Below are 21,163 nucleotides of genomic sequence, written 5' to 3' on the forward strand. Positions count from 1 at the left end.
GCTCAGCCCGGGCTTTCGCCCGATCCCTCAAAGACCGCCTGCGGTCGCTCACCCGCCAAGGCCTGCAGCAGGTTGGTGGTGGCCAACTCGGCCATGGCATGCCGGGTTTCCAGGGTGGCCGAGCCGATGTGGGGCAAGGCGGTGATGCGCGGGTGGCCGCGCAGGGGCGAGTCCAATGGCAGGGGTTCGGTGGCGAACACATCCAGACCCGCCGCCCACAAGGGGCCGGACGCCAGGGCCTGCAACAAGGCGGCCTCTTGCACGATGGCCCCCCGGGCGCCGTTGATGAAGATGGCGCCCGGTTTCATCCGATTGAATTCACGCGCGCCCATCAGGCCCCGCGTCTCTTCACTGAGGGGCAGCACCAGCGCCACCACATCGGCTTGGGCCAATACCTCGTCCATCGGCGCCTGACGCACCCGCCCCAGCAACTCGGGGGCCTGCACCGCCAGGTCCACCGTGCGCCGGGCATGGAAGATCACCGGCATCCCAAAGCCCAGTGCCGCGCGGCGGGCCAGGGCCTGGCCGATGCGGCCAAAACCGAGGATGCCCAGGGTCTTGCCGTGCACGTCGCGACCGAACAGGTCTTCGCCGATGTTGCGCTGCCAATGCCCCTCGCGCACATGGTTGGCCAGTTCGACTAGGCGTCGACTGGTAGCCAGGATGAGCGCAAAAATCGTGTCGGCCGTGGTCTCGGTCAGCACGCCGGGGGTATGGCAAAGCAGGATGCCGCGCTGCTGCAGCGCCGCCAGAGGGTAGTTGTCCACGCCCACCGAGATGCTCGAAATCACCTTCAATCGCGGTGCCCGCGCCAGCAGGGCCGGCGTGATGGGGTAGCTGGAACCGATCAGACCCTCGGCCTGGGCCAGGGCGGCCTCGAAGGCCTCGATCTGCTCGGGCTGCCGGGGGTCGGCCACCGTGACCTCGTGCAGGGCCTGCAGGCGGGCCAGTTGGTCCGGCGGCAAGGCCCGGAACACCAGCACCCGCTGGCGCCCTGCCCCCGCCTTGGTCAGCGCGTTCACAGCGCGGCCTCGTTCAACTGGGCCCGCGTCGGCAGCCCTTCGGTATCGCCCAGCACCTGCACCGCCCGGGCGCCGATCCAGGCGCCGCGGCGCACGGAGTCAGCCACGCTGCGCCCCTCCAGCAAGGCACTGACCACGCCCACGGCAAAGCCGTCGCCGGCGCCGACCGTGTCCACCACCTCGGCCACCGGAAAGCCCGCCACCCGCCCCTGCACCGACTGGCCGGCATGGCGGCCCTCGTAGTAAGCGCCCTCGGCCCCCAGCTTGACCACCACCAGTTGAGCGCCCTGCGCCAGGTAGAAACGGGCAATGGCCTCGGGGGTGTCGTGGCCGGTGAGCACCCGCCCTTCCTCGATGCCGGGCAGCACCCAGTCGGCCAGGCTGGCCAGTTGATTGACCTCGCGTCGCATCACCTCGGCCGAGGGCCACAGCGTGGGGCGCAGGTTGGTGTCGAAAGAGATGCTGCGGCCGGCCGTCCGCATCTGCTGCAGGGTCTCGCGGGTCAGCGCCAGGGTGCTGGGCGAGACGGCGGCAAACACGCCCGTGGCGTGCAAGTGCCGGGCCGCGGTCAGCCAGGGCAGGTCCAGGTCGGCCGGGCCCATCTGGCTGGCAGCCGAGCCTTTGCGGTGGTATTCGATCGGCGGGTCGCTGCCATCATCGACCCGGCCCTTGATCAGAAAGCCCGTGCGTTGGGTGGCATCGCAGACCACGTGTGAGCAGTCGACGCCCTCGCGCTGCATTTCGGCCAGCAGGTAGCGGCCCATCGAGTCGGTGCCCAGGCGGCTGGCCCAACCCACCCGCAGGCCCAGCCGGGCCAACCCGATGGCGGCATTGGTCTCAGCCCCCGCGGTGCGCTTGTGAAAGCCGTTAACGGCCTCCAAAGGGCCGGGGCTGTCGGCCACCAACATCATCATGGCCTCGCCAAAGGTGATCACGTCCAGCGCTGGTGCGCCTGCAGGGTTCAAGGAATCAGTCATGGAGTGGCGGAGTCAGGTCAAAAAGGGGCGGGTCATGCCAGCTCGTGCGCCCGATCGGCTCGGGCTTCACGCAGGCGCCGGGCTTCGCGGCGCAGCAGGGCCAGCTCGGCCTGCACCACGGCCGTCAGGTCTGCGCCCTGAAGGGGGTATTCAATGGCCCAGGGCACCTCGGCCGGCAAGTGGCCCAGCACCGCCCGCCATGGGGCTTGCGACTGGGCCAGGGGCACGGCCACCCAGCGCCCAGGCTCGCGCAGCACGCCCTTGCAATGCACATAGCCCACGCGCCAGCCCAGGGCCTGGGCCGCGGCTTGCGGGCATTCACCCACCCAGTGCCAGTTGCCCATGTCAAAGGTCATGGCCAGCGGCAGACCCTGGGCCTGGGTGGCCGCAAAAAAGCCTTGCAGCGCGGGCAGCGTGCCGGCCTCGGGGGTCTGGTCGTTCTCGATCAGCAACTCAGGCCCGGAGCCGTTCTGAAACCAGGACTTGAGCACCTCCCAACCGTCCGCCGATGCGGGGCCAAAGCCGCCGATGGCCATCTTGAGGCGATCGGCCCCCAGCCGCCGGGTCGCCGCCAGGGCTGCGCCCAGCGTGACCTCGTCCAGTGTGCCGTCCTCACGCCAAAGGCCGCTGGGGCACGAGTACACCGCCCGCAGGCCCCGGGCGGCCAACTCGGCGGCCAGTTGGGGCAGTTCGGTGTCGGGATCCCGCAGCAGCTCCTCGCGCACCTCCACGCCGTCGGCGCCGGCGTCCGCGGCCACATGGGTGAAATGCAACTGGCCCAGGCGCAGCACCTCGCTGGCGCCAAAGGCGCCCAGCGAGATCAGCACCGCAAAGCCCTGCGTCGGGTGGGGCACCACCTGGGTCTGGGAGTTGCTCATCACGCGCCCTGGTGCGAGGGCAGGATCTGCCCCAGGAACTGGCGCGTCTTCTCGTGCTGCGGCTCGCCAAAGAAGCGCTCGGGCGGGGCTTGCTCCAGGATGCGACCATCGGCCATGAAGATCACGCGGTCGGCCACGCTGCGGGCAAAACCCATTTCATGGGTCACGCACAGCATGGTCATGCCGTCTTCGGCCAGGCCGATCATGGTGTCGAGCACCTCCTTGACCATCTCGGGGTCCAGGGCCGAGGTGGGCTCATCGAACAGCATCACCTTGGGCGTCATGCACAGGGCCCGGGCAATCGCCACGCGCTGTTGCTGACCACCCGAGAGCTGGCTGGGGTACTTATGCGCCTGATCCGGAATGCGCACCCGGGTCAGGTACTTCATGGCGACGTCCTCGGCCTGCTGCTGGCTCATGCCGCGCGAGCGCATGGGGGCCAGCGTGCAGTTCTGCAGAATCGTCAGGTGCGGGAACAGGTTGAACTGCTGGAACACCATGCCCACCTCTTGCCGCACTGCATCGACCTCACGACCGCCGGCCGTCAGTTCATGACCATCGACCACGATGCGGCCCTGCTGCACCGTCTCCAGGCGATTGATGCAGCGGATCAGCGTGCTCTTGCCCGAGCCCGAAGGCCCGCAGATCACGATGCGCTCGCCGGGCTGCACCGACAGGTTGATGTCGCTGAGCACCTTGAATTCGCCATACCACTTCTGGACTTGTTCCAGGCGGATGATGGGCGGGGCGTCAGCAAGGGCGTGGGTGGCGTGTTCGGTCATGGCATCGGCGGGCAAAAGAAGGTGTCAGGGGTTCAGGACAGCTTGGGCAGGTCGCTTTCCAGCCACTTGCGGTAGAGCTTGTTGAGTTCGCCGTTGGCGGTGTTGCGGGCCACGAAATCGTTCACGGCTTTGAGCAGTTCAGCCTGGTTGGGGCGCAGTGCGATGCCCATGGCCTGCTGCAGCAGGTTGAACTTGACTTCAAAGCTGCCTGCCGGGGCGCGCTTGTTGATCTGGGCGGCCACTGTGACCGAGCAACCGATCGCGTCCACCTGGCCCGACAGCAGCGCCTGCATGGCCGAGGCATCGTCGTCGAAGCGGCGGATCTCGGTGCCCTCGGGCGCCGCCTTGGTGACGGCCACGTCTTGCGTGCTGGCCCGGGCCACGCCCACGCGCAGGCCCTTGAGGTCGGCGGGGCTCTTGATGGCCGACTTGGTGGCACCGAACAGCACGATGGTCGCGGCCGCATAGGGCTGCGAGAACTGCACCTGCTTGGCGCGCTCGGGCGTGATGGCCAGCGAGGCCACCAGCAGATCCACCTTGTTGGTCAGCAGGAAAGGAATGCGGTTGGGGCCGGTGACGGGCACCAGGTTGACCTTCAGGCCCAGGTCCTTGCCCAACAGGCGGGCCACATCGGCGTCGTAGCCATCGGGCTGATTTTGCGCATTGGTGGTGCCATAGGGCGGAAAGTCAACCAGCATGCCGATGGTGAGCTCGCCCTTCTTCTTCAGCTCGTCCAGGGTCTGGGCCGAGGCGCCCGAGGCCAGCAGGCCCAGGCTGGAAGCCACGAGAGCGGCCGTGAAGGTGCGACGGCGGGCGCCCGCGGGCGACAGGGTGAGGGTCTGATCGTGCATGAAAGTCTCCTGGGTGGCTGTTGTTGAACGAAGGGATGAGGGAGGGGGACGGCCAGCGCGGGTTCAGCGGGCGGTGGCCGCGGCCTGGCGCCGCTCCATGCGGGCGGCCAGCAGGGACAGCGGCCAGCACAGCACAAAGTAGAGGGCGGCCACGGCGCTGAACACCAGCAGGGGCTGGAAGGTGGCGTTGTTGATGATCTGGCCGGCCCGGGTGATCTCGGTGAAGCCGATGATGGCGGCCAGCGAGGTGCCTTTGATGATCTGCACGCCATAGCCCACGGTGGGCGGCACGGCGATGCGCCAGGCCTGCGGCAGCACCACGTCGCGCATGCGGTCCACATACGACAGGCTCAGCGCCTCGGCGGCTTCCCACTGCCCCCGCGGCACAGCCTGGATGCAACCGCGCCAGATCTCGCCCAGAAAGGCGCCACTGTTGAGGATCAGTGCGGCACCGGCGGCCACCCAGGGGTTGATGTCCAGGCCCAGCACCGGGGCCCCGAAAAAGATCAGAAACAACTGCAACAGCAGTGGCGTGCCTTGAAACACCTGGATGAACAGCCCGGCGCCGGCCTGGGCCCAACGCGACTCACTGGTGCGGGCCAGGGCCACCACCAGGCCCACCACCGAACCGCCGACAAAGGCCAGCAGTGACAGGGCCAGCGTCCAGCGGGCCGCCTCGAGGATGAACATGAACTCGGCGAAACCGAAACTGCGCATGGGTCAGGTCTCCGTCGCCCGCGGCGGGCAGATCAGGGTTGCGTGAAAAGGGGTCATGGGGACTCAGCGGCGGTCGGGGTAACTGAGCGCGGCGCGGTAGATCAGCTTGAACAGCGCCGAGAAGGCCATCGACAGCGCCAGGTAGATCAGCGCCACCACGATGTAGATCTCGAAGCTGCGAAAGGTCTGCGACTGCAGGTTGGCCGCCACCGAGGTCAGGTCGTCGGCCGAGATCACCGACACCACCGCCGAACTCAGCATCAGCAGGATGAACTGGCTGGTCAGGGCCGGGTAGATGGCCTTGAGCGCCGGCTTGAGGATCACAAAGCGGAAGATCTCCCAGCGTTTGAGGTTCAGCGCCAGGCCGGCCTCGATCTGACCGCGCGGGATGGATTCGATGCCCGCACGGATGATCTCGGTGGCATAGGCCCCCAGGTTGATCACCAGGGCCGTCAGGGCCGCGGTGTAAGCGCTCCAGCGCAGGCCGATGGCCGGCAGCGCAAAGAAAAAGAAGAACAGCTGGACCAGAAACGGCGTGTTGCGGATCAACTCGATGTAGGCCTGGATCACCCAGCGCAGCGGGCGTGGGCCGGCGGTCTTGCCCCAGGCGCACAGAATGGCCAGCCCCAGGCCCAGCGCCATGGCCAGCATCGACAGCTGCACCGTGATCCAGGTGCCCTTGAGCAGCAGCGGCCAGGCGGCCAGCACATCGGCAAATTGAAAGCTGTAGTTCACGATCGATCCGATAGAAAAGAGAACCGGTGGCGGACGGCGCCCACTGGGGGCAGGCACGATTTGAAACCCTGAAATCCATCCTGAAACCGTTTTCAGCAAGTTTAAGAAACCGGTTTCAGGTTTCCATGGGTGAAAACCCTGGCTTCACCCCGCCCAGAAAATCTCAGGCGCCCGCGGCCAGACCCGAGGTCGAGCCCCGCACCCGCAACTGGCCCGGCAGCAGAATCTGGCGGGGCGCCAGGCTCAGGCCACCCAGGCGCTCCAGCAGGCAACTGGCCGCGAGCCGCCCCAGATCGTGGGTGGGCTGGGCCAGGGTGCTGATGCCGGGGCCCACATAGGGCGCCCAGTCGGGATCGTCAAAGCCCACCACCCCCAGCTCACGCCCGGCCTGCCAGCCCAGGCGGGCCAGGGCGGCGCACACGCGAAGCATGACCACCGAATTGCTCGCCAGCACCGCCGCAGGCTGCCCTCCGGCCTGCTGCCGGCAGGCCTGCAAGGCCTCGGCCAGGGCCTGCACCTGGGCTTCGGGTGCGTCGTCCTGGTTTTCGAAAGTCTGGCCCAGCAGGGCCGGGCCGTCGTGGCCGGACTGGTGGCAGCCCTCGCGAAAGGCCGCCTCGCGCTCGGTGCGCGAACTCACGCCCCGCACCGGCTCGGTCACGTACAAAAGCTGGCGATAGCCCTGGGCCTGCAAGTGGGCCAGCACCATGCGCATGGCCTGGGCGTTGTCCAGCGACACGAAATCGGCCTGCATGCTGCTGTGGCGCCGGTCCACCAGCACCACCGGACGCCCCAGGCGCAGCGCCTCGGCGGCCACACCCGGATCACGCCCCAGGGTGTTGAGGATGAACCCCTCGACCTGGTAAGAGGCCAGGGCCGCCATGGCTTCGCGTTCACGCCCACTGTCATTGCCCAGGTTGAACAGCATGACCAGGTAGCCCGCCTCCTGGCAGGCCTGCTCGGCGCCGCGCAACACGGCCACCGAGTAGGGGTTGGTCACATCGGCCACGACCAGGCCGATGAGTCGGGTACGCCCTCGTTTGAGGGCTTGCGCCATCGGGCTGGGCGAGTAGCCCAGCGCCGCCACCGCCCGCTCGACCCGCATCGCGATGTCGGGGCTGAGCAGGGTTTCGCGGTGGTTCAGAAAGCGTGAGACGGTGGCCTTGGACACCCCCGCCTCGCGCGCCACATCGGCGATGGTGGCGCGGGCGCCGGCGGCGCCTGACGGGGCCGCAGCGGCGGCGATGGCGGTAGAAGGGGGAGTGGAGCGGGGCACGGGCAGGGTCGAATCAGGCAGAGCTAGCACTGGCCACAGCCCCGGGGCACCTGCGACATCAGGACGCAGCGAAAGGCCGGGAAGCCTGAAACCAGTTTCAGAGCGTGATCTTATCTTAGTGTCTTGCCCCGCCACTGGGCACCCGGTGAAAACCCGCCCTAGGTCACCACGTTAGGCCGCCGCCCTGCGCAAGCGCCACAGGCTGGTGACCTCGGCAGAGCGTGCCTTGTGCAAGGGGTCGGTGGGGTCGCTGGCCTTGGGGTGCTGGGGCCGGGCATCACGCCGGCCCACGACTTCGATGCCCGCCTCACGGGCCCAACCCTGCCACTCCTCGCGGCTGCGCAGGCCCAGCAATTCGGCCAGGTCGGACAAGATCAGCCAGGCCTCGCCATCGGGGCTCAGGTGCGCCGCCAGGCCTTGCAGAAAGCCACGCAGCATGCGGCTGTCGGGGTCGTAGACCGCGTACTCGATGGGGGAACTGGGCCGGGCGGGCAGCCAGGGCGGGTTGCACACCACCAGGGCCGCCTGGCCCGGCGGAAACAAGTCGGTCTGCTGCAACTGGACCTGGGCCGACAGCTTCAGGCGGGCCAGGTTGGCCCGCGCACAGGCCAGGGCACGCGGGTCCTGATCGGTGGCCACCACCTGACGGGCTCCACGCCGGGCCAGCACCGCCGACAGCACACCCGTGCCCACGCCGATGTCGAACACCGGCTGATCGGTGCTGAAGCCGGCTGGCCAAGGGGTCTTGGCCAGCAGATCGACGTACTCACCGCGCACGGGTGAAAACACGCCGTAATAGGGGTGGATGCGCGCCTCCGGCCCCAGGGCTGGCACGGGCACGCCCTTCTTGCGCCATTCATGCGCGCCCACCAGGCCCAGCAGCTCGCGCAGGCTCAGCACCGACGGTTGCGCCCCGGGTTCGCCCCACACCTCCTGCAAAGCCTGCCGCACATCGGGTGCGCGGCGCAACGGCACGGTGAAATCGGCATTCACCGGCACCAGCACCTGACCGAGCACACGAGCCCGCTGGGCCTGGCCCTGGCGATGCTGGTGGAACGCTTCGGCCAGCGTGGTGGCCGGTGCCTTGAGCTTGCGCGGCTTGCGGTCCACCCGGCGTGCCAGCGCCTGCAGCAGTTGCCGGGCGTTGTGGAAATCACCCTGCCAGAGCAAGCCTGTGCCCTCGCAGGCCAGGCGGTAGGCGGTGTCGGCGTTCAGGGTGTCATCGGCCAGTTGCAGGCGGCGCGGTGCAGGTACACCGGCTTCGGAGCGCCAGCGGGCTTGCTGCGGCAGGCCCTGGGCATCGGTCCAGCTCAGGCTGGGTGGGGTATCGGTCATGCCCCCATTGTCGCGGCTTGAGCGCCGCCCACGTGGTCTGCATTGCGAGGAATCACCTGCTCAAAGGTCGAATTTAGCGTGTCAGCGCACATTCTTTGGCCCATGCACCCAGAATCAAGCGCGTTCCTCTGCCTCGGAACGAAGCTCAGACCTCAAAAAACAGGAGACAACATGGCATTGACATCCCCGACCCTGCGCCCCTTGGGCGCGCGTGCCCGCCGGTGGGCGCAGGCCCATCTGCTGGGCCTGCTGACCTTGGGCGCGGCCCTGAGTGCGGCCCTGCCCGGCCACGCAGCCAGCATGGTGCTGGCCGATCAGGCGCCCTCGGCTGCGCTGGGCCGACCCCTGCCCTTCACGGTCTACCTGCCAGATGGGTATGAAAAAGCCCAACAGCCCTACCCCGTCGTGTACTTGTTGCATGGCGCGGGCGGCGACGAAAACGAGTGGCGCACCAAGGGCGGTGCGGTAGAGACCCTGGACGGCCTGATCAAGCGCGGCCTGATCCGGCCCTCGGTGGTGGTGATGCCGACAGCGGGCCCCGCATCGTGGTGGGCCGACGGGGCCGCCGAGAAGGCCGGCACGGCCATCATGAACGAGCTGTTGCCCTATGTGGAGACGCATTACCGGGTGCAGAAAGAGCGCAGCGGCCGGGCCATCGGCGGCCTGTCCATGGGAGGCTACGGTGCGCTGAACCTGTCGCTGCGCCACCCGCAGAAGTTCTGCGGGGCGGCCGTGATCAGCCCGGCGATCTACGATCCCCTGCCTCCCGAAACCTCGGCCGCGCGCCGCACGCCGCAGTTCGTGCGCAACGGCCAGTTCGATGCCGACACCTGGAAGGCGCTGAACTACCCGGCTGCGCTCGACGCCTACCGGGCCGGCGCTGCGCGGGTGCCCATGTGGATCGTGTCAGGCGACCACGATTACCTGGGCATCGCCCCGATGTCGGCCAACCTGTTCTGGCGCCTGCATCAGATCCAGCCACGGCAGGTCGAACTGCGCGTGATCGATGGCGACCATGAATGGCTGGTGTTTCGCGACGCTCTGCCCGACGCACTGCAGTACGTCGATCAGGCCTGCCGCAAGGGCAGCTGAGGCCGCGAACGGCCCACCGATCGCCCACGAAAAAAAGGCCACTGCACGAGGGCGGTGGCCTTTGGGTCCGAAGACCGAGGGCTTTCAGAGGCACCCGACGGGCTGCGTCAGCAGCCTCTTGCCGGGCTCGCCAGGCTCAGTTCAGGTCGCCGCGCTTGAGGCGGATTTCCTCGAGCTTGATGGCGCCCATGGGCGTGGTCTTGGCGGTGTTCAGCTCGCGCTTGAAACCGGCCAGTTCCAGGAAGCGCATGGCGCGCTCATTGCGCAGCGGAACCCAGGCGGTGACGTTGGTGCAGCCTTCTTCAGACAGACCTTCGCGGGCGGCGTCCCACAGGGCCAGGCCAACGCCCTTGTCCCAGTGGCTGGGCAACACGTACAGGGCCCAGATTTCGCCGGTGGTCGGGCGGGACTTCGGATCGCGCGAGCGGTCAAAGCCGACAAAGCCGACCACCTTGCCTTCATCCATGGCCACTTGGACCTGGGGTTCACAGTATTCGATGGCTTCACGCCATTGGGCCACGCGCTTGTCAGTGGAGGAGCTTTTCAGAAACTCGTCGGGAACAATGCCTTTGTAGGCGGCTTGGGCAGCCACCGTGTGGATTTCGGCTACGGTCTTGGCATCTCGCAGGGTGGCAGGACGGATCTCAACAGTGGTCAGAGTGCTCATTTAGGATTTATTCTTCGGACGGTCAAAATTTTCGAGAGGCAGGATTGTCGCAGATTGCCCGAAGACACCCCCGGCTTTACCCTGATACCGGAGTTGCCCACGGTGCCGCGCCCCCGTAAAGACGAGGTCTGTGCTAGGGCTTGTTCCACCCATCAGAAACTCAGCGTGCCTGGCGCCCCAGCCCTTGCATCTGGTGCACCAGCCCCTCGAAACGGTGCGGCGAGATCGCCCCGACACGGCCAATCAGCGTCTGACTGACCGGTGAGATGCCCATGTAGCCCAGCACGCTGCGGCGCATCGAGCGCAGGCCATGGCCGCCGTAAAAGGCGCGATAGAACAGGGCCGGCATGCCCATGGTGACCACCAGGCGGGCACTGCGCCCTTTGAGGCCAGGGCTGCTGCGCCCCCCAGACCCTGTCACCCGGACCAGGTCGGGCCGGGCCACCTGCTCCAGAAAGCCTTTGAGCATGGCGGGCATCTCACCCAACCACAGCGGGAAGAAGAACACCAGGTGCTGGGCCCAGCGCAGCTCTTCCTGCACCGACGTCAGCGCCGCCGGGATGGGCTTGCGCTCCCACTCCTCCTGGCTGCGCAGCAGGCTCAGGTCAAGTTGCGCCACACAGATCTGCCGCACCTCGTGCCCCTCCAACTGGGCACCGCTGGCATAGGCGTCTGCCAGGGCGTGGGCCAGATGAGGGGCCCGATGGTCCGGATGCCCCTGGATGATGAGAATGCGCCGCTTCATAGAACAAGCTCCCGAAATCGGAGCCCGGCTGTTCTGACGACCCCGATGCCACCGGACTTCATCCTGCCACCGGGGCCGTGGCCTGATGTTGACGTCCCTCAACCCGGCAGCGCGGTCAGCAGACTCAAACGATGCGCAGGTTCAATTCGGGCAGGCCGTCGATGTGGCATTCAATCAGGTCGCCGCGCACCACAGGCCCCACGTTTTCCGGGGTGCCGGAGTAGATGATGTCGCCCGGAAACAGCTCAAACGCCTCGGACAGGCGGCTGATCTGCTCGGCCACCGACCAGATCATGTGGTTGAGCGTGGCCTGTTGCTTGATCTGGCCATTCACCTTGAGCCAGATGGCCCCTTGCGTGTAATGGCCCGTGCGGGCCACCGGGTGGATGGGGCCGATGGGGGCCGAGTGATCGAAGCTCTTGCCGATCTCCCAGGGCTTCTTCTGATCGCCCATGCCACGCTGCAGGTCGCGCCGCGTCATGTCCAGGCCCAGGGCGTAGCCATAGACGCAGTCCAGCGCCCGCTCCATCGGAATGTCCCGCCCGCCCCGGTGCAGGGCGGCCACCAGCTCCACCTCGTAGTGGTAGTTGCGCGTGAGGCTGGGGTACGGGTGATCGGCCACCGTGCCCGGCGCCACGAACTGGATCGCGTCGCTGGGCTTTTGAAAGAAAAACGGCGCCTCACGGCTCGGGTCCGAGCCCATCTCGCGGGCATGCGCCGCGTAGTTGCGCCCGATGCAATAGATGCGGCGCACCGGAAAGGCCAGGGGCTGGCCGTCGGCCGTGGCCACGGGCACGGTGGTGTGGCTCAGCTCGAAGGGGGTGGCCACCGGTCGCCCGGGCTGGGCCGCGCCCGGATTGGCACAGGCGCCCAAGACCCCAGCACTCGCCAGCAGGCCGCCCTGCAGCCAGCCCCGTTTGCTCAAATCAGTCATCGAAGTCTCCGCTTGTAAAAATATTCGAAAGCAACAGAAGACGACTTTAAAAACGCGGCGCCAAGCCATCACCGCGCGGGCTTACGGTTTTCCAGCACAAAGCGGGCTGCACCTGCATGCGGCCCTCAGAGCGACGTTCAGGCCGGGTGTTGCAGGCGCTGGCGCAGCTGGTCGCGCCAGGCGCGCGGGCTCAGGCCCATGCTCTGGCGGAAGCGCCGCGTGAAATACGACTCGTCGGCGAAACCCACCGCATGCGCCACCTGCATGACGCGCTGCGAGGTGTGGGCCAGCAGCTCCTGCGCACGCTCCATGCGGCGCTCGGTGAGCAGTTCGGTGAAGGTCTTGCCGGTTTCCTTCTTGAGCAGGTTGGCCAGGTAATTGGGCGACAGAAACGCCGCCGCAGCGGCGTCGGCCAGCGTCAAGTCCTCGGCCAAGTGCTCTCGGATGAAACGGGCCACACGCTGCAAGGCTTCGCGCTGGCTGGTCTTTTGCGCATGCTGGGCCGCCAGACGGGTCAGGTCGGCCTCGAACACCTGGCAGGTCAGGCCCAGCAGTTGCAACAGCAGGCCCCGCAACAGCGTAAGGCTGCCGTGGCGGCGCTGCGCGTTTTCACGCAGCATGCGCTGCACCAGGGCTTCGACCTCGGCAAATGCCTCGGGTCCAAAGGCAAAGTCGGTGTACTCCTGGAACAGGAACGGGCCCAGTTCGGGCGCCAGGCTCAGGGGCACGTCTTCCAGATCCAGGGGGTCGGCCTGCAGGTCGGGGCGCAAAAAGGCTTGCGAGAAGTTCAGGATCACATAGCGCGAACCTTCAGGGTGCGAGACCACATGCACCCTGTAGGGCAGCACAAAGCTCAGCGTGCCGCGGCCAAACGGCCGCACACTGGCCCCCACGGTCTGCTCGCCATCCCCCTGCAGGCTGACCTGGATCTGAAAATAGTCGTGCCGGTGCGGGCGCAGCAGCGGTGGCCGCACCAGCTGCTCGCGGATGTCGAAATCGAGGTGGTTGGCCCGTTCGGCCATGCCATAGGTTTTGATGTCGCGGGAGGCGCTCACAGAGTCACACAGGGGCAGGAACAAGGCCACACAAGCAGGGGTCAGCACAACGGCCACCAGCGTCCAACGCGCACGGCGACCCCGAAAACGACATGTTAGCGGCGCCTGGATGCTTGCCGCGCCAAAACCCCCTTCAACACCCCACTCTTCGGGCCGGACAAACCCGGGCGCCCCGGCGAGGAGCGCCATGCAACAAGCGGTTCGCGCCATCGTCAGAGGCCTGTGACTCGGGTAAGCCCCGTTCCGCAGGCGGGGGCTGCCCCCTAGATTCGGGCATTTGTTCATCCACCTGGGCGGGTCGTCACGTGTCTTTCAAGTTCTTACCAAGTCGGGCGGATGCGTCCGTGGGGTCGGTCTTCGGCTTGGGCCGGCGGGCAGGGGCATGGGCGTGCAGCGCCCTGCTGCTCGCAGGCGGGCTTGCCGGGCTGCCGGCAGGGGCCGCCGAGGCAGGCCCCCCCCCAGCCGGGCCGGCGCCCTTGCGCATCGGCCTGATCGGCCCCTTGACGGGACCCTCGGCCGACTTCGGTGTGCCCATGGCCAATGGCGTGAAATTGGCCATGGACGAAATCAATGCGGTCGGCGGCTACCTGGGGCGCCCGCTGGAGCTGGTGATCAAGGACGACACGGCCGACCCGGCCCGCGGAAGGCAACTGGCCGAAGAACTGGTTCGCGACCAGGTGGTGGCCACGATCGGCTACTGCAACACCGGGGTGGCACTCAACTCGATCGAGGTGTTCCAGAAGAACAAGGTGCCGCTGATCGTCCCTTGCGCCACCGGCACGGCACTGACCACCCAGTACCCGGCACCCGAAAGCTATATCTTCCGCGTGCAAGGCCGTGATGCCCTGCAGGCCCCTTTCGTGGTGGACGACCTGCTCAAGCGGGGCTGGGACCGGGTGGCCATCTTTGCCGACACCACGGGCTACGGCGAAGGCGGCACCCGGGACGTGATCGCGGCCCTGGCGGCCAAGAACCTCAAGCCCGTTCACGTGGCCCGTTTCGCACTGGGTGTCAAGGACCTGTCCGACGAGCTCAAGGCCGCTCGGGCGGCGGGCGCCAACGTGATCTTCAGCTACACCGTGGGCCCGGAGAACGCCGTGGTGGCGCAAGGCCGCAAGGCCCTGGGCTGGAAAGTGCCCCAGGTCGGCCCCTGGACGCTGTCGTTTCCGTTTTTCATCGACGGCGCCAAGGACGCGGCAGAAGGCGCCCTGATGGCCCAGACCTTCATCGCCGAGCCCAGCAACGAACGGCGCGCCGCGTTTCTGGCCGGCTATGCGCGCAAGTTCAACAACCGCCGCATCCCGGTGCCCATGGCCGCGGCCAATGGCTACGACGCCAGCTACCTGCTGCTGTATGCCCTGCTGTCCATCCACAAGGGGCCGGCCGATGGCCCGGCCATCAAGGCTGCACTCGAGGGACGGATGAAGACCTACTACGGCGTGGTGGCCACCTATGACCATCCGTTCAGCCCCCAGGACAAGGAAGCCATCTCGGCCAACATGCTGGTGATGGGCCAAGTGCGCAACGGGCTGGTCACCTTTGCCTACCCCGAGGACGCCAAGCGCAATCTGTTCGTGCAACGCAAGCAATGAGCCAGGCGACCCTCGGCCCGCCAACAACGGGGCCGCGCCCATGGGGCGGGCGTTCAGCGTTGCCAGCAATCGGCCACGCCGTTGCCGACCGCCGGCCCCACAAGTGACCGCTGCCCCGCCTGGTCGAGCACGAAATCACCGCAACGGTCCTGCGCCTGTGCGCCACGGCGCAGTGCGGTGAGGGTGTAGGCCCCCAGATCGGCGCTGGGCGCATACCGGATGTGGTAATGGCCGGCAGCGCTGAGGGCCAGGGTGGCTGGGTAGGCCGCCGCTTCGGGGTACTGCCCGTGGATCGAGGCCACGCGCTCAAGCCACTGCGCGCCCCGCAGCAAGGCCTCGCGGGCGTCGCTGCGGCGGGCGCGCTGAAGGGTGGCCTGGTAGCCGGGCCAGGCCAGGCTCACCAGCAACGCGATCACGGCCAGCACGATCAGAAGTTCGATCAGGCTGAAGCCCTGGGATCGCCGACCCCGACAGACAAATTGCGCCATGCGTGCCCCTTGGACTCACTGAAGCTGGCGCCAGCCGATGCGCACCGAGGGCCCGCCCAGCACGCGCAGGCGCAGGGGCGCGCCCCGCCCCAGGCTGAGCACCTCCGAGCCCGCGGAGCGCTGCCACAGGCGCGCCTGAGGCCCCGATCGCCAGCCACTGATGTCGGCCAGTTCGGTGCCCGTGAAGCCGCCACCGTCGGTGTCAAATGCCGGCCACGGGGCGGGCGCGCCGCTGAAGAGGTCCAGCAGGTACTCCTCGCTGATGGCCTCGCGCAGCGGGGCCTCGCAGCTCGGTGCAGCCGGGTCGGCGGGCTCGCTGCGGGCCGGCACCAGGCTGCGCTGCAGCCACAGGCGGCCCAGCACCAGGCCATTGGAGACCACTCTTTCACGTGGCTGTGGCAGGTCCATGAACCAGCCCTGTACCGCGGCGGGCCCACGGTAGTTCACCGGATGGCGGCTGCTGCGGTAGAAGGTCTGCGCCCCCTGCCGGACCACCTCGGTGCGTTGCTGCGCCACCAAGGGCGCTGGCTTGAGTTGCCGCCAGCCCGGACCCAAGGGCGCACCGGGCCCGATCTGAACGCGGGTGGCGCCCATGCCCACGCGGGCCGTGTCCCAAAGGCCATAGAGGGTCTGCACGTCGGCGCTGCTCCGGTCATCCAGCGTCAGCAAACGGCCGGTCCCCAGGCCCAGCATCACACCACCATAGGGGTGGGGAAGCCAGACCGGCGCCGCCGTGATCGGCTGACGCCGTCCCTGGGGGTCCTCGGCGACAAAGATCGGCCCGCCGGGCGCGGCCACCCCCCAATCTGAAGGCTGGGCACTGCTGAGGTCGAATTTCCAGAGTTGTCCCAGTTGGTCTCCGGCATAGGCCACATCGACCTGGCCGTCGCCATTGAAGTCGATCAACTGGGGCGTGGACAGGCCATTGCCCGCCCCGGCCGGCACCGGCACGGCAGTGGGCAGCTTGAGCAGTTCCTTCGCGCCGTCGAGGTACTGGATCAGCAGCACCGCGCGCTCGTTGCGGCTGTTCACGCCGTTGCCCAACAGCACGGCCCAGCGGCCATTGTTGAGCCGGCTGAACTGCGACACCCTGGCAGGATGGGCCGGGTCCAGGGTGGGCTCCAGGATCTGGTGGCCGATGTCGGGGTCAGCCCCGTCGCTGCGGTCCATCACCACCTGCCGGGCCGGATCCTGCTCGGCAAACTGGGCGGGGGAACTCACATCCAGCACGAAATAGCCCCGGCCACCCCAACCCAGGGTGCCAAGCAGCAGGGTCTTCCAGGTGCCCGCGTCCAGGACATCGCCACTCATGAGGCGGCCATCGACGCTGTAGCGGTGGGTGTAGGCCGGCTCGGTGAGGGCATGCAGCCGAGGCCAGGCGCCCAGGGGCACGTAGGCCAGCTTCTCACGCCCATCCAGGCTGGAAAAGCCGTGCAGCATGCCATCGTTGGCGCCCACATAGACCATGCCGACGCGGCCGCGGTGCTGCTGCACAAAGGCTGGGTAGCCCGGCTCGGGCCGCCCCGCCACCGGCGCCCCCACCCACCAGGGGACGGAATGCACGATGTCGCCCAGCACGGTGTCGCGATCGCGCAGGTGCCCGCCTTGCCGGGCCTCAGCCGTGCGGGCACCGCGCAGGTAGAGCAGGCGCAGCTCGCCCTCGGCATCGGGTGCACGCGGCCCGCCCTTGAGCAGTTCGCGCTGGGCGGTACTCAAGGCAGTCCATTCAAAGCGCACGCCACGCTGGCCGTCATGACTCCAGATCAGGCGCTGGGTGGGGTCCAGGCCCTGCAGGGCCTGGCCGGCCTCCCAGTCGGGCCGGGGCTGCAGCCGGCCTTGGTCGTCAACACCGATGGCTTGCAGCTCGCCACGCCAGGACGGCGCCCGGTAGCCGGCAAAGTACAGCTTGCCGCCGGCATCCAGCGTCTGGGTGTTGGCCGCCAAGGTCAGCTCAGCCTCGCCGCTGGCGGTCTGGATCTGCCCGAGGAAGTCGCTGAAGGCCTGCCGCAGGCCGTCCTGATCCGTGGCCTGAACAAAACGCCCTCGCCCGTTGAGGGCCACATGCCAGAGCTCTTGCAGGCGGGCCCGCGCCAGCGCATCGTCGATCAGAGGCCTGCCATCCGAGGGGCTGGGCTCGACGCAGAAGTTGGGGGGCAGCGGCCCGTCGCCCTTCAAGGACGGCAGATGCCCCGAGCCCCCATCCACCCGCCCGCCGGCCGTGAACATCGGGTTGCACCAGCCCACCTCGCCGCGCACCAGGGCCTGGAAATCCCCCGACCAGGTGTCGCCCGCCCACCAGGGGCGTCGCCGCGGCCCGGTTTCAGGCAAGGCATCCTGGGCTCGCGGGTTGAAGCCTACGGTGGAAGTGCTCAGGTGCTGCCAGGTGGCCGGATCGTTTTTCGGGTTCCAGTACTCGGGCACCTTGTAGGGCGCAGCCGGCGTGCCGAAGTCGGCCTGGCCGGGCTGCCGCACCCGAGGCGGAACCTGGTCGGCCAGTTGGGGTTGCAGGTCGCTGGCCCATTGGTCAAAGGCGAAATCAGCCAGGGTGTTGTGGTGCCAGCCCGGGTGGGCAGGGCTGGCGCTGGCTCGCGGCAGATAGCCATCGCGAAAGACCCGCGTCGGGGCCTCGGTCTGGCCCTCAGGGTCAAACACCACCCCGTCAGGCAGCACCCGGCGGGTGCCGTCGGCCGAGCCGGCATCGGCCGCATGCTCGCCTGCCGATGCCTCGTCACTCCAGCCGCCCGCGTCCACGAACAGGTGGTAAGACCTGCGACACGCCAGCACCGGTGCCTCAGCCTGGCCCGGAACAGCCGCATAGGGGCCCTCGACACCCGTGCTCCGCATGAAGCGCCCGACCTCAGCAAACAACAGATGCGCCCAGTTGGGGTGATCGGGCACCAGCGCATCGGCCCATTGAAAGAACGGCTCACGCTCGCGGGCATCGAAGCTGCGGATTTTCAAGGGCTTGCCGCAGCGGCCGTCAGGCTGGGCTCGGCAACTGCCGTACGACTGGTAGGCCAGACGCAGGCTGCCATCGGGCACGGCCTCGGCACTGAAGGCCGATCGGAGCACCGGCCGCAAGGCCTGCAGCCCGGCCTGGCCCAGGCGCCGGGAATCGCCCACGGACAGGATCAGGTTGGGCGGGGCCTCTGCGGCCCCTGCGGGCGCCGTCTCCAGCGGCAATGGCTCGGCCCAGGCAGGCCCGCACACCGCCACCCACCATGCCCACGCGAGGGCCAGCAGCGGCCACCCGACGGCTCGCACCAGGCTGGAATGCCCGCTCAGGCGCATGACCGCCATCAAGGGCCTCATGGCGCCCCCAGGCTGTGCCGTACCAGCAGGGTCTGCAACACGGTGGAGGCGCCTGAGCGCCGGCCCTGCACCACCGCGGTGATGCGGAAAATGAACGGGTCCGCCGGTGTGGGCGACCAGATCGCCAGGTCTCCGCCAGCCGCAGCGGCACCGGTGCTGTAGGGCAGCACCTCGATCCAGTACCAGGCGCCTCGGGCGGCGCTGGACAGCAGCAAGGGATTGCCCGCGCCCGCGGCTGCCGGGGCGCCACTGTAGCGACCATAGGGAACCCCGCCGCTTGCTGCCACGAAAGTGCCCAGCGTCTGCTCGTTGCGCCAGAAGCCGGCACCCGACTCGGCGGTGGCGGCAGCCCCCAGGCTCAGGCAAAGGCCATCGGCACAGGGTGGCTCGCGCAGGGTCAGCTGCTGGGCCAGCACATCAAAGTCTGCCAGGGTGCGCGGCAGCGTGGTGGTGGTGGCCGGGTTGCGGCACCCCACCCAGCCAGGGTCGGGCCGGCAGACCTGCCCCTGGGGCCCGAGGCCGAGCACATCCAACTCGGCGTCGCGCAGCAGGGCTTCAGCCGCCTCGAAGCCCCGGGTGGCTTCGCTGTCGTTGCCGGCCAGCATCTCGGACAGACGAACAATCTGGGCACCGGCCAGCACCAGCAAGGCGCACAGCAGGGTCATCACGACCACGATCAGCAGCGACACCCCTTGTTGGCCCGGCCGCCGGGTCATCGCGGGCGCCCCGCGCCGCGCAGGACAAAGGTATTGCGCAACACGATGTGCCGGCGACCATCGTGGGCCTGTTCGAGCCCGCTGCAGGCCAGGAACGAACGCCCCTCCAGTCGGGGCCCGCCCACCGAGCCCACTCTCTGAAGACAGACCTGAATGGCCAGCACCTGAAGCCATCGGCCAGCCACCTGGGCAGCGTCCAGCCATTGCAGCGTGGCACCGCCACCCACGCCCTGCAACAGCGCATAGCGCACCTGGAAATCTTCCAACGACTCAGCCACCGGCTGTGCCGTGCCGGGATTGCTGGAGCCCTGACACATCAAGCGGCCCTCACGCATGAAGAAGCGGCTGTCCACCCGGTGCAGGCCTTTGGCGGTGCCGGCGCCCAGACAATCGGGGGTGATGCTGGCAGATCGGTTCTCGAAGCTCAGCACCAAGGTGTCGCCAGCGCCGGTCGGTCCATCCAGCCCCCAGACATACGCACCGTCGGCCAGGCCATCGCCGTCGACGTCCAGACCATCAAAACGTTGGCTGTAAACAAAGCTTTGCTCCGCAGAAGGGCTCGCCGGGTTGAGGGGCAAAAGCTCCACCGCGCCGGCCGGCCTGGCCTGGCTGCCGATCAGACGCATCGCGTTGTTGGCCTGGGCCATCAACTCGGCCTCGTCCAGGGTTTGCCGCGACAGCACCCGTGTTGAGGCCAGCAACCCCACCGCAGCCAACGCCACCAGCAGGCCGACGGCCAGACCTGTGAGCAGCTCAGGCAGCGACACGCCGTGTGCAGCCCGATGGCGCACTTCGGGTGCTTGACGATGAAACACCGACCGCTTCATGGCGCCGTGTAAAGAAGCTGGCAGATCTGCCCCTCGGGACAGCGCAGCAAGGGACGACCCGGCAGGGGCGAAATTTGCAGAGGGGCCAAATAGCGCGCGTCGTGGGCGGCCTCGTTGGCCCGCCAAGCCAAGAGCACGCCCAACTGACCAGCGCTGCCTTCTGGCACAAAGACGGTGGCCCGCCCCAGGGGCAGATCACGGCCAAGCTGCTGCTGCCACTGGTCGAGATCCCAGGCAGCCAGGGCCAGCGGATCACAAGGCTGGGCCCGGCAGTCCATGAGGGGGCCTGGGACAGGGTCGAGCGCTGCTTCCGGCCGGTCGGTCGGGGTCAGGTAGGCCTGAAACACCGCGGCACCACCCGGGTTGGCCTTGACCCGTTCGAACAGGTCTTGTGCCAGGCGGGTGGCCAATGTGCGTTGCGCGGCCAAATGCCCGTCGGTGCCAGTGCGCATCTGCAGCGCCAACAGCCCCAACAAGGCAAAGGCCAGCACCCCCAGGGCGACCAGGGCCTCCAGCAGGGCCACACCAGACAGGGTGTGCGAAGGCTTCATGAGGCGGAGCAGGCCACGGTGGTCGGCAACTTGCGGATGCGCCCCCCAGTGGCGCTGCAGACCTGGTAGGTGGAATCGAGCCGGTTGTTGGGCGGCGTGAAGGTGAACCCCAGGTTGACGCCGCCCAGTTGCCCCCAACGGTTCACGACAAAGGAGCGAAGATTGAGCGAGCGCATGACCGCAGTGCCATCGGCCACCCGGAACACCTGGATCAGTTGGTCAGGGGTCGCGCGTCCAGAGCGGGTGCTTGGGTTGAACAGACCGTCGCCGTCGCGATCGGCAAAGACCACCCAACCACAAGACCAGTCCTGGACGGAATCCGGGCGAGCGCAACTGGCGTCCTCCAGGCGCTGAACCGCCACGCCGCCGCCACGCCGCAGGGCCTCCAGGCGCGCAAGACTCAGGGCTGCCACCATCTGGCTGGTCGCCAGATCGGCCTTGTAGCGCTGTGCCAGCACGCTGAAGCCCGGGGCCGCCAACCCGGCCAGAACGCCCACCAACGCGAGCGTGACCATGAGCTCGACCAGGGTCAGGCCCAGGCAGCAGCGTGGCGGCTTGTTTTTGGCGTTTGACGACCCAGGTGATGACATCCGACGAAAATACGTGCTTCGGCC

General features: G+C 68.0%; 21 protein-coding genes. 2 read left to right on the forward strand and 19 right to left on the reverse strand.

All coding sequences use genetic code 11. The features are described from left to right. Nucleotides 1-2 precede the first annotated feature (2 nt). The 9 genes from AC07VS_RS12310 to AC07VS_RS12350 all read right to left on the reverse strand — a co-directional run bounded on the left by AC07VS_RS12310 (nt 3) and on the right by AC07VS_RS12350 (nt 8,570). Nucleotides 3-1,022, reverse strand: coding sequence for a 2-hydroxyacid dehydrogenase (locus AC07VS_RS12310; protein WP_492348779.1), 1,020 nt, complete (start codon nt 1,020-1,022; stop codon nt 3-5). After that, complete coding sequence (locus AC07VS_RS12315) at nt 1,019-1,999, reverse strand: sugar kinase (RefSeq protein ID WP_492348778.1); 981 nt, start codon at nt 1,997-1,999, stop codon at nt 1,019-1,021. Before AC07VS_RS12315 ends, AC07VS_RS12310 begins: the two co-directional genes overlap by 4 nt. Nucleotides 2,000-2,031: 32 nt before the next feature. After that, complete coding sequence (locus AC07VS_RS12320) at nt 2,032-2,877, reverse strand: sugar phosphate isomerase/epimerase family protein (RefSeq protein WP_494751065.1); 846 nt, start codon at nt 2,875-2,877, stop codon at nt 2,032-2,034. Further along, nucleotides 2,877-3,659 (reverse strand): amino acid ABC transporter ATP-binding protein, encoded by a 783-nt coding sequence (locus tag AC07VS_RS12325; RefSeq protein ID WP_494655449.1) that lies wholly within the window; start codon nt 3,657-3,659, stop codon nt 2,877-2,879. Before AC07VS_RS12325 ends, AC07VS_RS12320 begins: the two co-directional genes overlap by 1 nt. Before the next feature lie 32 nt (nt 3,660-3,691). After that, nucleotides 3,692-4,510, reverse strand: coding sequence for a transporter substrate-binding domain-containing protein (locus AC07VS_RS12330; RefSeq protein WP_492348775.1), 819 nt, complete (start codon nt 4,508-4,510; stop codon nt 3,692-3,694). Nucleotides 4,511-4,573: 63 nt separating this feature from the next. After that, the gene (locus AC07VS_RS12335) at nt 4,574-5,227 is read right to left on the reverse strand and encodes an amino acid ABC transporter permease (RefSeq protein ID WP_492348774.1); all 654 of its coding nucleotides are present in this window, start codon (nt 5,225-5,227) and stop codon (nt 4,574-4,576) included. A gap of 63 nt (nt 5,228-5,290) precedes the next feature. Continuing rightward, on the reverse strand, nt 5,291-5,962 hold the full coding sequence (locus AC07VS_RS12340; RefSeq protein ID WP_492348773.1) for an amino acid ABC transporter permease: 672 nt from the start codon (nt 5,960-5,962) through the stop codon (nt 5,291-5,293). A 163-nt stretch (nt 5,963-6,125) separates the two neighbouring features. Beyond that, entirely contained in the window at nt 6,126-7,205 is a 1,080-nt protein-coding gene (locus AC07VS_RS12345; RefSeq protein ID WP_494655675.1) for a LacI family DNA-binding transcriptional regulator, read from the reverse strand. Between the two features lie 201 nt (nt 7,206-7,406). After that, on the reverse strand, nt 7,407-8,570 hold the full coding sequence (locus AC07VS_RS12350; RefSeq protein WP_494751066.1) for a methyltransferase: 1,164 nt from the start codon (nt 8,568-8,570) through the stop codon (nt 7,407-7,409). 171 nt (nt 8,571-8,741) lie between these two features. On the opposite strand from AC07VS_RS12350, the gene AC07VS_RS12355 reads away from it, so the two are divergent. Then, the gene (locus tag AC07VS_RS12355; protein ID WP_492348771.1) at nt 8,742-9,662 is read left to right on the forward strand and encodes an alpha/beta hydrolase; all 921 of its coding nucleotides are present in this window, start codon (nt 8,742-8,744) and stop codon (nt 9,660-9,662) included. Between the two features lie 136 nt (nt 9,663-9,798). Here the strand turns inward: AC07VS_RS12355 and AC07VS_RS12360 are convergent, their stop codons facing one another. The 4 genes from AC07VS_RS12360 to AC07VS_RS12375 all read right to left on the reverse strand — a co-directional run bounded on the left by AC07VS_RS12360 (nt 9,799) and on the right by AC07VS_RS12375 (nt 13,030). Then, nucleotides 9,799-10,329 carry a GNAT family N-acetyltransferase gene (locus AC07VS_RS12360; protein ID WP_019574394.1) on the reverse strand — a complete coding sequence of 177 codons (531 nt, stop codon included), beginning with the start codon at nt 10,327-10,329 and terminating at the stop codon, nt 9,799-9,801. 160 nt (nt 10,330-10,489) lie between these two features. Next, nucleotides 10,490-11,074 carry an NAD(P)H-dependent oxidoreductase gene (locus AC07VS_RS12365; protein WP_494751067.1) on the reverse strand — a complete coding sequence of 195 codons (585 nt, stop codon included), beginning with the start codon at nt 11,072-11,074 and terminating at the stop codon, nt 10,490-10,492. A 124-nt stretch (nt 11,075-11,198) separates the two neighbouring features. Next, on the reverse strand, nt 11,199-12,008 hold the full coding sequence (locus AC07VS_RS12370; protein ID WP_494751068.1) for a fumarylacetoacetate hydrolase family protein: 810 nt from the start codon (nt 12,006-12,008) through the stop codon (nt 11,199-11,201). A 137-nt stretch (nt 12,009-12,145) separates the two neighbouring features. Beyond that, nucleotides 12,146-13,030, reverse strand: coding sequence for a helix-turn-helix transcriptional regulator (locus tag AC07VS_RS12375; protein WP_494751096.1), 885 nt, complete (start codon nt 13,028-13,030; stop codon nt 12,146-12,148). 434 nt (nt 13,031-13,464) lie between these two features. On the opposite strand from AC07VS_RS12375, the gene AC07VS_RS12380 reads away from it, so the two are divergent. After that, nucleotides 13,465-14,655 (forward strand): ABC transporter substrate-binding protein, encoded by a 1,191-nt coding sequence (locus tag AC07VS_RS12380; RefSeq protein WP_494751097.1) that lies wholly within the window; start codon nt 13,465-13,467, stop codon nt 14,653-14,655. Between the two features lie 53 nt (nt 14,656-14,708). On the opposite strand, the gene AC07VS_RS12385 is transcribed toward AC07VS_RS12380, so the two are convergent. The 6 genes from AC07VS_RS12385 to AC07VS_RS12410 are packed head-to-tail and all read right to left on the reverse strand — an operon-like array spanning nt 14,709 to nt 21,139. Beyond that, complete coding sequence (locus AC07VS_RS12385) at nt 14,709-15,143, reverse strand: type IV pilin protein (protein ID WP_492348767.1); 435 nt, start codon at nt 15,141-15,143, stop codon at nt 14,709-14,711. Between the two features lie 15 nt (nt 15,144-15,158). After that, nucleotides 15,159-18,455 (reverse strand): pilus assembly protein, encoded by a 3,297-nt coding sequence (locus tag AC07VS_RS12390; protein WP_494751069.1) that lies wholly within the window; start codon nt 18,453-18,455, stop codon nt 15,159-15,161. Further along, nucleotides 18,452-19,171 (reverse strand): pilus assembly PilX family protein, encoded by a 720-nt coding sequence (locus AC07VS_RS12395; protein WP_494751070.1) that lies wholly within the window; start codon nt 19,169-19,171, stop codon nt 18,452-18,454. The genes AC07VS_RS12390 and AC07VS_RS12395 overlap by 4 nt, the downstream gene beginning before the upstream one ends. Next, nucleotides 19,168-19,986: a PilW family protein gene (locus AC07VS_RS12400; protein ID WP_494751071.1), complete on the reverse strand. Its 819-nt coding sequence runs from the start codon at nt 19,984-19,986 to the stop codon at nt 19,168-19,170. Before AC07VS_RS12400 ends, AC07VS_RS12395 begins: the two co-directional genes overlap by 4 nt. An 8-nt stretch (nt 19,987-19,994) precedes the next feature. Then, the gene (pilV, locus tag AC07VS_RS12405) at nt 19,995-20,549 is read right to left on the reverse strand and encodes a type IV pilus modification protein PilV (protein ID WP_494655444.1); all 555 of its coding nucleotides are present in this window, start codon (nt 20,547-20,549) and stop codon (nt 19,995-19,997) included. After that, on the reverse strand, nt 20,546-21,139 hold the full coding sequence (locus AC07VS_RS12410) for a GspH/FimT family pseudopilin (RefSeq protein WP_494751072.1): 594 nt from the start codon (nt 21,137-21,139) through the stop codon (nt 20,546-20,548). Before AC07VS_RS12410 ends, pilV begins: the two co-directional genes overlap by 4 nt. Nucleotides 21,140-21,163 lie beyond the last annotated feature (24 nt).

This window comes from Curvibacter sp. GW821-FHT01G03, assembly GCF_059422285.1.